Source organism: Blautia sp. HCN-1074, from assembly GCF_037890165.1.
Taxonomy (GTDB): Bacteria; Bacillota; Clostridia; order Lachnospirales; family Lachnospiraceae; genus Blautia_A.
Genome location: NZ_JBBKBP010000008.1, coordinates 31,155 through 46,587 on the forward strand (window position 1 = coordinate 31,155; position 15,433 = coordinate 46,587).

Consider the following 15,433-nt stretch of genomic DNA (forward strand, 5'->3'; position numbering starts at 1 on the left):
ACATTTAATGTGTAGAGGAAAATTTCAGTATAAAAATTCGTAATTCTCAGTTATAATTGAGCTAACACGTTCTGGAGTAATGAGAGATGAGGGTGAATATCTCAAATAATGTAACCAAACAGGCAATTAAAGATGCCTGTACTGCTTATAAGAACTTTTTCAGGGGTTTGCAAAAGTTCCCAGGATTCAAGTCAAAAAAGAGATCAATGCCGAAGTTCTATCAGGACAACGTTAAGATACGCTTCAGTAATACACACGTTAAATTTGAAGGCTTTTCTTCCGGCAGGAAAGCAAATAAAAAAATGAATTGGGTAAGACTTGCAGAACATGGACGTATTCCGACAAATGCTAAATATATGAACCCGAGAATATCTTTTGACGGATTGAACTGGTGGATCAGCGTATGTGTAGAATTTCCTGACTGCAGGGAAACACTTAATGATGACGGAGTCGGCATAGACCTGGGAATCAAAGATCTGGCTGTCTGCTCTGATGGGACTAAGTATAAGAACATCAATAAGAGTCGGAAAGTAAAGAAATTAGAAAAACAGAAACGCAGATTACAGCGTAGTATCTCTCGTTCTTACGAGAAAAATAAGAAAGGGGAAAGTTACTGTAAAACAAATAATGTAATCAGAAAGGAAAAACTTTTATTAAAACGAAATCACAGATTAACAAACATCCGTAAAAATTATTTAAATCAGACCATATCGGAGATCGTAAATCGAAAACCAAGATTTATATGTATTGAAGATCTGAATGTCAGCGGAATAATGAAAAACAGACATTTATCCAAAGCAGTTCAGGCACAGGAATTTTTTGGGTTTAGAAAACAGCTTGAATATAGGTGCAGCGATAAAGGGAACCAGCTTATTGTGGTCGATCGGTTTTATCCATCCTCAAAGCTTTGCAGCTGTTGTGGAAACATCAAAAAAGATCTGAAGTTATCTGACAGAGTTTATAGATGTGCGTGTGGGAATATGATTGACAGGGATTTCCAGGCATCTATAAATCTCAAGACTTATGGAGAAAAATTTGCAGGCTGACACTGAAATGTTAATGCAAATATGTACGGATACGTTAGTCTGGAATTTACGCCTATGGAGAGTACAGGAACTTGTGAGTAGATTGATATTTATATCATCAAAAGCATACTCGTTGAAGTAGGAATGGAACATAGAAGTTTATAACTTTTTATAAGTTTTCAGTAACGGAGGCTGCATATGTTTTATGGGAGAGAAACTGAGAGAAAAAAATTGTGTACCATGTTCCGCTCAGACGGTCAAATGATTTCTCTGATTTATGGCAGACGGCGAATTGGAAAAAGTGAACTTATTAAGCAGGTACTAAAAGAAACAGATATAAAAAGCATTTATTATGAATGTAAACAAACTACAGAACAGAATAATGTAGAAAGTTTAGCTGAACTTATAGGCGAAATATTTGACTTTCCCAAACCTGCATTTGAAAATATGGAAGCTCTGTTGCGATTTTTGTTTAAAAAATCAGAAAAAGAACCGATGATTTTTGTTTTGGATGAATATCCATATTTAAGGGAAAATTCAAAGGGACTTGACAGCGTTTTGCAATCTGTCATAGATCATTACAAAGATACTTCTAATATGAAACTTATTGTCTGTGGTTCTTATGTGGATACGATGAAAGCTCTTTTGGAAAAACAAAATCCGCTATATAGAAGAATTGATCTTACGATTAATCTGAAGCCAATGGACTATTATGAATCAGCAATGTTTTATTCTGGGTTTTCAGAAGAAGATAAAGTAAGATTGTATAGTGTGTTTGGTGGAATTCCGTATTATAACCGGCTGATTGATGCAAAAAAAGTGTACGGGAGAATATCATTGAATTGATTGCTTCATCCGGGGCACGTCTGGAAAATGAGGTATCTATGTACCTGAACTCAGAAATTTCAAAAATTACAAATGCAAATGAAGTCTTTGAAGCACTTGCAAAAGGATTTAGCAGATATAAAGATATCCTTGACCAGTCGAATGTCTCAAGCGGACCTGCGTTAGTAGATATTCTTGATAAGCTGATGCGCATGGATGTTGTTGCAAAAGAAGCTCCGATTAACGATGAAAACAACAGAAAAAAATCGGGATATTTTATTTCAGATAATCTGTCTTTGTTCTATTATAAATATATTTTCAGAAATATGTCGCGAATGAATATTATGGATCCGGATATTTTTTATGATAGATATATTGCAGATGATTTTGAAACAAAATATATACCAAAGTGCTTTGAGAGGATTTGCAAACAATATCTGATCAGAAAAGAACCTATAACAGAGAGTATTGTCCAAAATGAAATCCGTCAGGTAAAACAAACCGGACTGGAATGTTATCGATATGGATTTTTTTCAAGATCAGGATTTACCTGTGAAGAAGGAACAAACCGTATATTGATTGAATTAAGGGAATTGTATAAATAAAAGGCTGATTCCAGTGCCCGTATGGATAGTATAAGTAAATACAGGTCATCTGCTGTCGGAGCAGAAAAAAATGCAAAGTAGTGCTGAGTAAAGATAATAAAATCAAATACTCAGCATAATTTTTGCAGAGAAAATCCCGTTTTCATAGGTGAAACTGCATGCACCGCCGTTTTTGTCGGTAATGTGGCGGACGGATTCGATTCCTATGCCGTTTCCTGAGCGTTTGGAGGATTGGAAAATATTGTTTTTTTGCTGTATTTTGCCATCGAAGGTGTTCTCCACATGAATCAGAAGGAGATGATTATGATGGGGGTAAACTTCCACATTAATCTTTCTGCGGGCAGGCTCTGTTTTCGCACTTGCCTGGATGGCATTTTCCAGCAGATTGGAAAACACAAGGCACAGATTAATCTCATCTATGGAAAGATCAGCAGGCAGAGAAACCAGTGCATGAAAAGGAATGTTTTCTCTTTCTGCAAGGGTGGAATAATATCCGAAAACACTGTCAACAGCCTGATTTTCACAGAAATGCAGGTTATAGTCAGAGATTTTTCCGGTTGCAGCGGAGAGATATTTTTTGATCTTTTCCATGTCACCCTGTTCTGCCAGAGAGGATAACTGCACAAAGTGATGCCGGATATCGTGACGCGCCTGTCTGGCTTCTTCAATAGCCATGCAGAGATTCTCGTATCTTTCCTGCTGAAGAGTAAGAAAATGGTTCTCCTGCTGAAGTCTGGCATTTTTGTTCAGACTGACTGCCATCATAAGAAACATGACATAAAACAGAAGCAGGATTATGAGCAGTACAAGACTTAAAACAATATAGCACTGCAGGACCCGTCCGGTATATAAAGTACCGCGGTATTTAGGAATCATAAAAAGATTCACTCCGATGAAGATTACCGGAAGAATCCAGAATACGTACCAGGTCTGGGCAAAGTTCTCGTCTGTGATCATTGTCTGTACACAGTGGCGGGCAGGATACCAGGCTGCCAGAACAAAAAGCAGACAGATCACGTTATAGAAAATCCCGGCACCGGTGTGAAACCACAGTTCATTTTCTGTAATATGCAGGTCTGCGGTCATAAGTGCATTAACTGCCCGGGACAAACTTTTGACACATGTAAAAACTGCGAAGACTGCAAGAAAAATACTGACAGATTTCCAGACAGAGATTTTCAGTGTTTTGTGATAAATGAGCATAATCACAGGCAGCAGAGGAAACAGGAACCATCTGGTGGGAATTTGCAGGGCACAGCAAACCGCTCCTCCCAAAATACAGATTCCCAGAAGAAGAGGAAGAAGCCATGCTGTCAGCTTAAGCGGTGTCTGTCTCAGATAGCTCTTTACAGGCAGATATGCCAGCAGTATACCGGGAATGATTACGGAAAGTTCAAGTACAGGGCGAAGTATGTCAGTCATTTCAGGACCTCCTTTGGAACAGAAATTCCATAAATGTCTGTCTGGCGTTTTTGAGAAGCTTCCTGCTTACCGGGATATTACTTCCGTTATCAAGGCGAAAGCCTGTTCCGTCAAAATCAACGGCATGTTCCAGATTGATCACAACGCCCCGGTTACACTGATAGAAACGTGAGTCCATTTTCAGGGAGGTTATGAAGGAGTCAAAGGACTGACGGGTGACCAGTTCCCTTTCACCGGCAGTGTGGATGTGGATCATATGGGAAAAATGCTCTGCGTAGATTATTTTCCGGAAGGGAATCTGAATATTACTGCCGTTTACCTTTACATCTATGTATTTCCCGGAATCCGGGATGCGGGAAAGGATTTCATCTGCCAGTGCGGAAATATCATTTTCACTGTAGGGCTTTACAAGATAGTGCAGAGCCCGGACCTGAAATCCCTCTAAAGCATGGTCAGTGGAACTTGTTGTAAAGATCAGCAGACAGTCAGTGTCTGATCTGCGAAGTTCTTTTGCTGTATCAATTCCGTTAGAACCATTCATATAAATATCCAGAAACACTACAGTGAAAGGACATTCCTTCGCTGCAGTGAGGAAAGCTTCTCCATTTTCATATTCCAATATATCTGTATGGACATTGCGCCTGGAAAACTGAGATTCCAGTCTGTTGTGAAGCAGTGTCCGTTCTTCTGAAATATCATCAACAATTGCAATTCTCATAGTAAATCTTCCTTATATTTATAAAATCTACTATAAGTATATCACAAAATAACACCACGGAGTTGCAATTCGTGTCATTTTCTGCCGTTTCGTGACAGAATTATTGAAAAAATTTATGACTTTTTTATAATGAGGATAACAAATGGGAGTACAGCAAATGGAAGAGGAGGGATGTCGTGTATTGTATTGCCATATTGACTGATCAGGAACAGGAAGGACAGAACTGTGCGGAATATATCAGGAATTACTGTACAGAAAAGAAAGTTTTTCCATTGATTGAAATCTATCAGGATCAGGAACAATTTTTTGAGAGGACACGAAAAACAGTACCGGCAGTGGTGTTTCTTGCATTGCCAGGGGTGTCCGGGCTGAATGCGGCAGAACATCTCCGTTCCCTGTATCCGAAATGTGGGATCATCTGGTGCAGTGATCTTGATTTTTCGCTTCATGCGTTCAGGATGCGGATAGAATATTTTTTTATGAAGCCTGTGGAAGAGCAGAAAATAAAAGAAGGACTTTCCGTCTGGTTTGAACGAAGAAAAGTAATATAACAAAAAACACTCAGGAGGAAAAAATAATATGAAGAAAAGAGCTTTAATTCTTGCAATGATCGCTTTTATAACAGCTATAGCATCTGAACCGGCAGTAAATACGGTATATGCAGAGGAAACACAGACAGAAGAAAGTGCTGGTCAGGCATCAGAACTTCCGGTCAAGGCACTTACACCGAAGGCTATGGATGTGAATCCTTATATGGCAGCCAGTGATTCTAACATTCATCATGACTGCTATAATACAGATTCAACAGATGAGGTATTGCCTGTTGATATTTATTCTGAGATCAATGTTTCTTATGAAAAAGTTAATCCCAATGCTTCCCCGGCAGTCTTTTTTGATTCCTATGGACATTCTGTGGTTCCGCTTCTGGGTGGCCTGGCGATCCGTGATATTAATGCAGATGAGGCACAGACCCTGGGCTATTTTTCACCAAAACAGCATGACAATGGAAGCTATCTGATACAGAGTTCATATTCTTTTGTAGATGAGAGCAATCGCATTGTGTGTCCGACGAACGATAATCGGGTACTTATGCTTAAGGCTACAGATGAGGAGGGAAATGTACTTCCGGAATTTGAGAAGGTTCTGGATATCGACATTAAAGCGGCAGCAGAGGCAGCGCTTGGAAAAACACTGGATCAGAATCTGTTATCTGTAGTTTTTGATTATGAGGGAAATCTCTGGTTTGCAACAGGAGGCTTCCGCATTTATCCCGACAGAAAACAGCAGGGAACCTTTGGCTATGTTTCACGTGCAGCTATCGATAAGATCCTGAATGGAGAAGATGTGGATCTGTCAGATGCAGTATTTGTATATGAACTGGAACCGGGAGAGGGTGCAGAGAATGGTATTGCGGCATCTAAGGAGGGTGCGGTCATTCTGACAAATCTGAAGTGTTATCTGCTCCAGGCGGATAATGGTGTGAAAAAAGTCTGGGAAACTTCCTATAAAAGTGTGGGTGCCAAGGAAAGCAAAGAAGGCGACGAGACGACAGGTGGCGGTCTTGCATGGGGAGGTGGATGTTCCCCGTCTCTGACCAAAGATCTGGTTATGTTTACAGACAATCAGGATCCGGTAAATCTTATTGCGGTGGATATGAAAACAGGAGAACAGGTTGCGAGTATGCCTGTTATAGATGAACTTCCGGAAGGTACACAGGTGTCTGTGGAAAATTCTGCAATTGTATATGATGATGGAGAGGGAACAGTAAGCACGATCGTATGTAACTGGTTTGGTGCAGGAAGTGCGAAGCTTGGAGAAGCAGATAATGATTCCTCAATACAAAGCTATGAGAATATTTATGATGTGGGCTGGCTGAGACAGGGCAATAAAATGATTGCGCCGGGTATAGAACGTGTGGATACAGTTAAGACGGAGGACGGATATGAGATGAAGAGTATCTGGTGCAGAAGTGATCTGTCTGACACTTCCATGATGAAGCTGTCCACTGCAACAGGATATATTTACGGATATGTTCAGGATATGGAAACTGGTATGTGGCAGTATATCATGCTTGATTTTGAGACAGGCGAGACTGCATTTACCATGGATATTTCTGACAAACCGGGATACAACAATATGGCTATCGGTATGTATGCGGGAAACAGCGGAAATGCGCTCTATTGTCCGACCGGTTATCTGGAACTGCTGAGACTTCAGGATAGGTTTGTATATCTGCCGGAAATGCCTTACCGCAAGGTGGATCTGGATCAGGCAATGCGCAATGTGTTAAGCCAGGAAAAATTTGCAGCAGACGGTGGTCAGGGAGATGTGGAAGGATGGCTGAACACGATCACAGTTGAAAATGTACATCCGAATACGACCGTTGCAATACGTATGAAAGGAATCTCAGGGGAAACAGGTTCTTTGAAGCTGTATGCATATGGTACAGATGGTACCTTGAAGGAAGTTCCGACAGAAAAATGGCATATCCAGACAGAAGATGGTGAAACACCGGATACGCTGACAGAAGATGTACTGTATGAGGTACACATGACTGTGGAAGATGGCGGCGATTTTGACCTCAGTGAAACGGAAAAAGAAATTAAGATGTCCGCTGTTCTGGGTGCCTGATCAGATTTGAATAACTGCGCGTCGCATTCTCGTTACTTTAGTGATGAGTTAGACATTTACACAAAATGCAAAAATGCCACAGGTTATGAAATCCTGCTTGGAAACAAATACAAAACCTCCGCAGGAGAGAAATATCCTGTTAAGAAATACGTGAAACGTACAGAAGGCAAAAATACTGTAACTGTAACCTTTACAAACGTAAAGAAAGACACCTGGTATGTGACAGTACGTTCCTGGAATAAGACCTCCAAGGATAAATCCAGAGTTTACAGTCCATACTCCGCAATGAAGAAATTTACTGTATGTTTTTTTCGTAACTGAATAGACTAATACTAAAGAAAACAAGAGGTACTGCTAAAAGGCGGTGCCTCTTTTCGGTACAGGAATGATTACCGGAGTAAGCAGAATGATCATATTATCCAGGAGGGCAGATTTATGTGGGGATTTATAGTGGCATTGATTTCAGGGGCGCTGATGAGTATTCAGGGTGTTTTTAACACGGAGGTGACAAAGCAGACCAGTCTCTGGGTATCAACCGGCTGGGTGCAGCTGTCGGCTTTTGCAGTCTGTGTTTTTGCCTGGCTTTTTACAGGCCGGGAAAGTGTGGCTGCACTCTGGCAGGTGGACAATAAATATACACTCCTTGGTGGTGTGATCGGAGCGTTTATTACAATTACAGTAATCCAGAGCATGGGAGCTCTTGGACCGGCAAAGGCAGCAATGCTGATTGTTATTTCTCAGCTGGCAGTTGCCTATGTAATTGAATTGGCCGGGCTGTTTGGGGTAGATAAAGAACCCTTTGAATGGCGCAAAATCCTAGGATTGCTGATCGCGATTTCCGGAATTGTTATATTTAAGTGGCAAAAATAAGAGTTTACTATTGTAAAATCATTAAGATTTCGTTACAATAAGGGTGGCATTATGGACAGGGGGACTCTTACTCTGAGAAATAAGAGGAGGACCCTTATGATAAAAATAAAAAACAGATGTTGTTATACTGTGACACTGATATTATGTGGAACTTTGTTTCTTACAGGACTGACAGGATGTAAGAGCAGAGAGGCACAGTTTCTGATAGATGGATTGCAGGAAGCAAAGGCAGAGGTGGATGCGGAGTCATCGGAAGAGAAAACATCAGGACAGAAGTCGAAGAAAGATACAGCTGAGAAGAAAGCTGATACAGAAGACCGACAGAATGATGATGGCAGTTCTGCAGAGTCCCGGAAAAAACAGGCAGAATCAGGTGGTTCAGATGCGGGTAATGGGACGGAGATAAATTCAACTGGGGAAACACAGCCTGAGATGATCTATGTAGATGTGTGCGGAGCAGTTGCAAATCCGGGAGTCTTTCAGCTGGCAGCCGGAAGCCGGGTGTTTCAGGCTATTGAGGCAGCCGGAGGATATCTTCCTAAGGCAGTGCAGAATTGTGTAAACCGTGCAGGAGTTCTGACAGACGGACAGCAGCTTTATATTCTTACACAGGAAGAGATGGAGCAGCAGGGGTTGGATCCGGCAGAGATGGCCGGAGCATCAGATGGACAGATGAACGGAAGTGCCGGGACAGGACAGAACACAGGGATAGCCGCTCAGGCTCAGCAGGATAACAGGATCAACATAAATACAGCAGATGTAACCCAGCTTACCACACTGACAGGAATCGGTGCGACACGTGCGCAGGCGATTATTGCCTACCGGCAGGAGAACGGGCCGTTTGCTGCGATAGAAGATATTATGAATGTACAGGGTATCAAAGAAGGTACTTTTGCAAAGATAAAAGATGAGATAGTAGTAGGATAAGGAGAACCGAATGAGCAGGAAAGTTTTGGTAGTAGATGATGAGAAGCTGATTGTAAAAGGAATCCGTTTCAGTCTTGAGCAGGATGGTATGGAAGTGGACTGCGCTTACGATGGAGAAGAAGCAGTAGAGAAAGCAAAAGATAAAAAATACGATATTATCCTTCTGGATCTGATGCTGCCAAAGATGGACGGACTGGAAGTGTGTCAGCAGATTCGCGAATTTTCCAACGTACCAATCGTGATGCTGACAGCTAAGGGCGAAGATATGGACAAGATTCTTGGCCTGGAATATGGCGCTGATGATTATATCACCAAGCCATTTAACATCCTGGAGGTGAAAGCGCGTATCAAAGCAATCATGCGACGTGCAGGAAGTGACCATGAGGAGAAGGAAAAAGCCAAGAGTATCGAGGTGGGCGATCTTCGTATGGACTGCGAAGGAAGACGTGTGTTTATCGCAGGCAGAGAGATCAATCTGACAGCGAAGGAATTCGACGTACTGGAACTTCTCGTGTTTAACCCGAATAAAGTTTACAGCCGTGAGAACCTGCTGAATATTGTATGGGGATACGAATATCCGGGTGATGTGCGTACAGTGGATGTACATATCCGCCGCCTCCGCGAGAAGATTGAAACCAATCCGAGTGAGCCGAAATACGTGCACACCAAATGGGGCGTGGGATATTATTTCCAGGCACAATAAGATTTAACCGAATCAAGTAAGTTCCTTTCTTCAATTGCAAATATCCGATTGACAAGGAAAAATTTTAAAGATGAAATTGTAATGCAGTTGTGAAGATTGGAAATAGCTGTAATATAACAGAAAACAAAGAAGCTGATATTTCATAAATCATATGGTTATGAAATATCAGCTTTTTTGTATCAGTATCATTGTATCAGTATCATAGGAAATTACTCAGTAATATTTCTATGATATAAAAATCCTCCAGACAGGATCGAGAATATCTTGTCAACTTTATGTGATGTTTTGTTTTGTCTTATTTACTTTAGTGTATAATTTTATTGATTTGACAAAAATTAAACAAACAAAAGCAACATTTATAGAGAAAAATGATATAAAATTAGAAAATTTCTATAAATCAGGTTGTTAAAATGACGAAAAAGGATTATAATTATCGTTACAATATGTAAAGAGTGCAATAAAAAGAGAAAAAGAAGGTATAAGGAGGGTGCGAAATGCTAGATCAATCATTTTATCAGAAAGCGGACGAGATTATTGCTTTCTATGGTAAAAAGCCGGCATCACTGATTCCGATCATGCAGGATATTCAGGGCGTGTACAGATATCTGCCGGGAGAACTGCTGACCTATGTGGCTGATCAGATCGGAGTAACAGAAGCGAAAGCATTCAGTGTTGCAACATTCTATGAGAACTTTTCATTCGAGGCAAAAGGTAAATATGTGATCAAGGTCTGTGACGGAACAGCCTGTCATGTAAGAAAATCCATTCCGGTTCTGGAAGAACTGTATAAGAAACTTGGTCTGTCCAAGACAAAAAAGACGACAGACGATATGATGTTTACAGTGGAAACAGTTTCCTGTCTTGGTGCATGCGGACTTGCGCCGACAATGATGGTCAATGATGATGTTCATCCGAGAATGACACCGGAGAAAGCAGATGAGCTGATTGATAAACTGAGAGGGGGCGAACAGGGATGATCCAGAATAAAGAAGCATTGGACCAGGTCAGAGAAGAAGCCATAAAGGTGCTGGATTCTTATGACTGTCGTATTCTCGTCTGTTCAGGTACCGGATGTGTAGCGACCGGTTCCCAGAAGATTTATGAGAAATTCCTGGAGATCGCCAAGGATGCCCCGGGAGTAAGTATTGAATTTGGACCTCATGACAAAGATGCACACGTAGGTGTGAAGAAAACCGGATGTCAGGGTGTCTGTGAACTTGGACCGCTGGTTCGTATCCAGAAGGGTGACGACGTAATCCAGTATACAAAGGTTCAGATCGAAGACTGCCAGGAGATTTTTGAAAAGAGCGTTCAGGGAAACGAGACAATCGAGAGACTGCTTTATCAGAAAGGCGGTAAGGTAAGCCGCGGACCACAGGATATCCCGTTTATCGCAAAACAGACACGAATCGTTCTGAAAAACTGTGGCAAATTTGATGCGGAATCTCTGCAGGAATACATAGCAAGCGGTGGTTTCCAGGCGCTGGAGAAAGCGATGTTTGAGATGGATCCGGATCTGGTTATCGATCAGGTTGATAAATCCGGTATCCGCGGACGTGGAGGCGGTGGCTTCCCGGCTGGTAAGAAATGGATTCAGGTAGCCCGTCAGGCTGATCCTGTTCATTATGTAGTATGTAATGGTGATGAGGGTGACCCGGGAGCATTTATGGATGGCTCCGTAATGGAAGGTGATCCGTATCGTCTGATCGAAGGTATGATGCTTGCAGCTTACGCAGTAAGAGCACAGCATGGATATATTTATGTACGTGCAGAATATCCGCAGTCTGTAGCACGTCTGAAACATGCAATTGCAGTTCTGGAGGAGAACGGACTTCTGGGAGACAATATTCTCGGAACAGGATTCTCTTTCCATATGCATATCAACCGTGGTGCAGGTGCTTTCGTATGTGGTGAAGGCTCTGCCCTTACTGCTTCTATCGAGGGAAGCAGAGGTATGCCTCGTGTAAAACCGCCTCGTACAGTAGAGCAGGGACTCTGGGCGAAACCTACAGTTCTTAATAACGTAGAAACTTATGCAAATATTCCGGAAATCATTCTCAAAGGTGCTGACTGGTACAGAAGTATCGGTACAGAGGGTTCACCTGGAACAAAGACTTTCTCATTGACCGGTTCTATCGAAAATACAGGTCTGATCGAAGTTCCGATGGGAACAACTTTAAGAGAGATTATTTTCGATATCGGTGGAGGACTGAAATCCGGCGCTGCATTCAAGGCTGTTCAGATTGGTGGTCCGTCCGGCGGATGTCTGACAGAAGAACATCTGGATGTACCGCTTGACTTTGACTCTGTCAAGAAATACGGAGCGATCGTTGGTTCCGGTGGTCTGGTAGTTATGGACGAACATACCTGTATGGTAGAGGTTGCACGATTCTTCATGGGCTTTACTCAGAGAGAATCCTGCGGTAAATGCGGACCTTGCCGTATCGGTACGAAACGTATGCTTGAGATTCTTGAGAAGATCGTAGATGGTAAAGGTGAGATGGAAGATCTGGAGAAACTGGAACATCTTGGAAACTTTATCAAAGACCGTTCACTTTGCGGACTTGGTAAGAGTGCACCGCTTCCGGTACTTTCCACTTTAAAGAACTTCCGTGATGAATATGTAGAACATATCGTAGATAAGAAGTGCGCAGCTCATGTATGTAAGGCAATGCGTTCTTATGTGATCGATCCTGAAAAATGTAAAGGATGTACCAAGTGTGCAAGAAACTGCCCGGTTGGTGCTATCACAGGAAATAAGAAAGAGCCTCACAGCATTGATACCTCCAAGTGTATTAAGTGCGGAACATGTCTGGAAAATTGTGTATTCGGTGCAATTTCTGTGAATTAAGGAGGGTGAAAAGATGATTCATTTGACAATAGATGGAATTCCTGCAGAGGTAGAGAAAGGTACGACTATTCTGCAGGCTGCCAGACAGATCGGAGTGGAGATTCCTACACTCTGCTATCTGGAGAATGTATTGCCGGATGGTTCCTGCCGTTTATGCGTGGTAGAAGTAACAAACAATGGCAGAACCAAATTTGATACGGCATGTACACTTCGCTGTTCAGAAGGAGACGAAGTACAGACAATGTCCGAGAAGGTAGTTGCATATCGTAAAGATACACTTGACCTCCTTCTTTCCGACCATCGTGTACATTGCTTCTCATGCGAGGCAAACGGTGACTGTAAATTACAGGATTACTGTTTTGAATATGGTGTAACTGAGACAAGCTATCCTGGTGAAATGAAGGATATGCCGATTGATGATACAAACAAATTCTTTACCTATGATCCAAGCCTGTGTATTCTCTGCCACCGCTGCGTGAATACCTGTAAAGAAATCGTAGGAAGAGGTGCGATCGATACCATGGATCGTGGTTTCAACTCCGTAATCGGTGCACATTATAAACATAAATGGAATGAAGGTATCTGCGAATCCTGTGGTAACTGTGTTCAGGCCTGTCCGACAGGTGCGTTAACCATGAAGCGCAGAAAGAAATATCGTTCATACCAGATTGACAAGAAGGTTCTGACTACCTGTCCACATTGTGCAACAGGCTGCCAGTATTATCTCCTCATAAAAGACGGAAAGATTGTGGATACAGAGGCTGCAAACGGACCATCCAACAAAGGTCTGCTCTGCGTTAAAGGCCGCAGCGGAAGCTTCGATTTCGTACAGTCACCGGAGCGTATCAAATATCCGTTAATTAAGAATAAAGAGACAGGTGAATTTGAACGTGCAACATGGGATGAAGCACTTGATCTTGTAGCTTCCAAGTTTATGGAAATCAAGAAGAAATATGGCTCTGATTCCCTTGCAGGTTTTGCATGCTCCAGATCACCCAATGAAGATATTTACATGGTACAGAAGATGGTTCGCTGCTGCTTCGGCACCAACAATACAGACAACTGTGCACGTGTATGTCATTCCGCATCTGTATCAGGTCTTGCAATGACTCTTGGCTCAGGTGCCATGACAAACCCTATCGAAGATATCACAAAGAATGCAGATCTGATCATGCTGGTTGGTTCCAATCCTGAGGAAGCACATCCTGTAGTCGGCATGCAGATCCGTCAGGCCATCAAGAGAGGCTGCAAGCTGATCGTAGTTGACCCTCGTGATATTGGTCTGGCTAAGAAAGCAGATATCCATCTGAAACTGAAACCAGGTACAAATGTTGCTTTTGCAAACGGTATCATGAATGTGATCCTTTCTGAAGGTCTTCAGGATGACAAGTTCATCGCAGAGCGTACAGAAGGTTTCGAAGAATTAAAGGAAATCGTAAAAGATTACACACCTGAGAAGGTAGCTGAGATCTGCCACATTGACGCAGACGATCTTAGAAAAGCAGCGATCATGTATGCAAAAGCTGATCGCGCTCCGATCATCTACTGCCTTGGTGTAACCGAACATTCCACAGGTACAGAGGGCGTTATGTCCATGTCCAATATGGCGATGATGGTTGGCAAGCTTGGACGTGAAGGCTGTGGTGTTAACCCGCTTCGTGGACAGAATAACGTACAGGGTGCCTGCGATATGGGTGCTCAGCCGAATGTATATCCAGGATATCAGAAGGTTACTGATCCTGCAGTTCGTGAGAAATTCGAGAAAGCATGGGGTGTAAAACTTGATCCGAATATCGGAACTCATGCAACTGATGTATTCCCGAAGGCAATCACAGGCGAGATCAAGGGTCTGTATATTTATGGTGAGGACCCGGTAGTTACTGATCCGGATACCACACACATTATCAAAGCATTAAAGAGCCTTGATTTCTTTGTACTTCAGGAACTTTTCATGACAGAGACAGCTCAGTATGCAGATGTTATTCTTCCTGGTGTAAGCTATGCAGAGAAAGAGGGTACATTTACCAATACAGAGCGCCGCGTACAGAGAGTCCGCAAGGCTGTCACAGTGCCTGGCGAGATGAGACTGGATACAGATATTATTATTGATCTGATGAACCGTATGGGATATCCGCAGCCACATCTGACTTCTGCTCAGATCATGGATGAGATCGCATCCCTGACACCGAGCTTTGCAGGTATCAGCCATGAACGTCTTGACAGTGAAGAAGTTCACGGACAGGGGCTTCAGTGGCCATGTACCTCCAAGAATCATCCGGGAACACCGATCATGCATGTGGGTAAATTCTCCCGTGGTCTTGGCTGGTTCTATCCGGCTAAATATGTACCGTCCGCAGAGCTTCCGGATGATGATTATCCGATCATCCTGATGACAGGACGTATCCTGTATCACTACACAACAAGAGCTATGACCGGAAAGACACCTGAGCTTATGGAAATCGAAGGTAAATCATTTATTGAAATGAATATCGTAGATGCAGATAAACTTGGTATCAAAAACGGTGATAAAGTCAGAGTTTCTTCCAGACGAGGATCTATCGAATCTACCGCACGTGTAGGTACTAAGACTTCACCGGGTGAGAGCTGGATGCCATTCCACTTCCCGGATGGAAATGCAAACTGGCTGACGAATGCAGCGCTTGACAAATATGCAAGAATACCGGAATATAAGGTATGTGCAGTTAAGATTGAGAAAGCATAAAAATTATATGGGGCTGTCGCTTGGATCTGCTGTCCTGGCGGCAGCTCCATATTCCTTTATATAAAATGAGATGAAATGATTTTTTATTTATTTACCAGAGCTTTTTTAACACGCTCTAAGATTATTACAAGGAG

General features: G+C 42.3%; 14 protein-coding genes. 12 read left to right on the forward strand and 2 right to left on the reverse strand.

The annotated features are described in order from the left end of the window. The first annotated feature begins 86 nt into the window (after window positions 1–86). The 3 genes from WKT11_RS08800 (at window position 87) to WKT11_RS08810 (ending at window position 2,455) form a co-directional block, all read left to right on the forward strand. Complete coding sequence (locus WKT11_RS08800; RefSeq protein ID WP_243104297.1) at window positions 87–1,046, forward strand: RNA-guided endonuclease InsQ/TnpB family protein; 960 nt, start codon at window positions 87–89, stop codon at window positions 1,044–1,046. A gap of 177 nt (window positions 1,047–1,223) precedes the next feature. Further along, on the forward strand, window positions 1,224–1,871 hold the full coding sequence (locus tag WKT11_RS08805) for an AAA family ATPase (protein WP_242986783.1): 648 nt from the start codon (window positions 1,224–1,226) through the stop codon (window positions 1,869–1,871). Then, window positions 1,868–2,455, forward strand: a complete 588-nt coding sequence (locus WKT11_RS08810) for a DUF234 domain-containing protein (RefSeq protein WP_242986782.1) — start codon at window positions 1,868–1,870, stop codon at window positions 2,453–2,455. Before WKT11_RS08805 ends, WKT11_RS08810 begins: the two co-directional genes overlap by 4 nt. Window positions 2,456–2,557: 102 nt before the next feature. Here the strand turns inward: WKT11_RS08810 and WKT11_RS08815 are convergent, their stop codons facing one another. Both WKT11_RS08815 and WKT11_RS08820 read right to left on the reverse strand, forming a co-directional pair. After that, window positions 2,558–3,877: a sensor histidine kinase gene (locus tag WKT11_RS08815; protein ID WP_117676212.1), complete on the reverse strand. Its 1,320-nt coding sequence runs from the start codon at window positions 3,875–3,877 to the stop codon at window positions 2,558–2,560. A 1-nt stretch (window position 3,878) separates the two neighbouring features. Then, window positions 3,879–4,595, reverse strand: a complete 717-nt coding sequence (locus WKT11_RS08820) for a LytR/AlgR family response regulator transcription factor (protein WP_117676211.1) — start codon at window positions 4,593–4,595, stop codon at window positions 3,879–3,881. 194 nt (window positions 4,596–4,789) lie between these two features. Here WKT11_RS08820 and WKT11_RS08825 point away from each other — a divergent pair, with 194 nt between their 5' ends. The 9 genes from WKT11_RS08825 to fdhF all read left to right on the forward strand — a co-directional run bounded on the left by WKT11_RS08825 (window position 4,790) and on the right by fdhF (window position 15,299). Further along, the gene (locus WKT11_RS08825; protein WP_207724602.1) at window positions 4,790–5,146 is read left to right on the forward strand and encodes a response regulator; all 357 of its coding nucleotides are present in this window, start codon (window positions 4,790–4,792) and stop codon (window positions 5,144–5,146) included. A gap of 28 nt (window positions 5,147–5,174) precedes the next feature. After that, complete coding sequence (locus WKT11_RS08830; RefSeq protein ID WP_117676209.1) at window positions 5,175–7,226, forward strand: hypothetical protein; 2,052 nt, start codon at window positions 5,175–5,177, stop codon at window positions 7,224–7,226. A 6-nt stretch (window positions 7,227–7,232) separates the two neighbouring features. After that, complete coding sequence (locus WKT11_RS08835) at window positions 7,233–7,547, forward strand: hypothetical protein (protein ID WP_242986781.1); 315 nt, start codon at window positions 7,233–7,235, stop codon at window positions 7,545–7,547. A 114-nt stretch (window positions 7,548–7,661) separates the two neighbouring features. Continuing rightward, window positions 7,662–8,096, forward strand: coding sequence for a DMT family transporter (locus WKT11_RS08840; RefSeq protein WP_117676208.1), 435 nt, complete (start codon window positions 7,662–7,664; stop codon window positions 8,094–8,096). Between the two features lie 96 nt (window positions 8,097–8,192). After that, on the forward strand, window positions 8,193–9,023 hold the full coding sequence (locus tag WKT11_RS08845) for a helix-hairpin-helix domain-containing protein (protein WP_242986780.1): 831 nt from the start codon (window positions 8,193–8,195) through the stop codon (window positions 9,021–9,023). A 10-nt stretch (window positions 9,024–9,033) separates the two neighbouring features. Beyond that, complete coding sequence (locus WKT11_RS08850; protein ID WP_117676207.1) at window positions 9,034–9,726, forward strand: response regulator transcription factor; 693 nt, start codon at window positions 9,034–9,036, stop codon at window positions 9,724–9,726. Window positions 9,727–10,220: 494 nt separating this feature from the next. Further along, complete coding sequence (locus WKT11_RS08855) at window positions 10,221–10,703, forward strand: complex I 24 kDa subunit family protein (RefSeq protein ID WP_117676206.1); 483 nt, start codon at window positions 10,221–10,223, stop codon at window positions 10,701–10,703. Continuing rightward, window positions 10,700–12,577 carry an NADH-quinone oxidoreductase subunit NuoF gene (locus tag WKT11_RS08860; RefSeq protein ID WP_117676205.1) on the forward strand — a complete coding sequence of 626 codons (1,878 nt, stop codon included), beginning with the start codon at window positions 10,700–10,702 and terminating at the stop codon, window positions 12,575–12,577. Before WKT11_RS08855 ends, WKT11_RS08860 begins: the two co-directional genes overlap by 4 nt. Before the next feature lie 13 nt (window positions 12,578–12,590). Next, entirely contained in the window at window positions 12,591–15,299 is a 2,709-nt protein-coding gene (gene fdhF / locus WKT11_RS08865; RefSeq protein WP_117676204.1) for a formate dehydrogenase subunit alpha, read from the forward strand. Window positions 15,300–15,433: the final 134 nt, after the last annotated feature.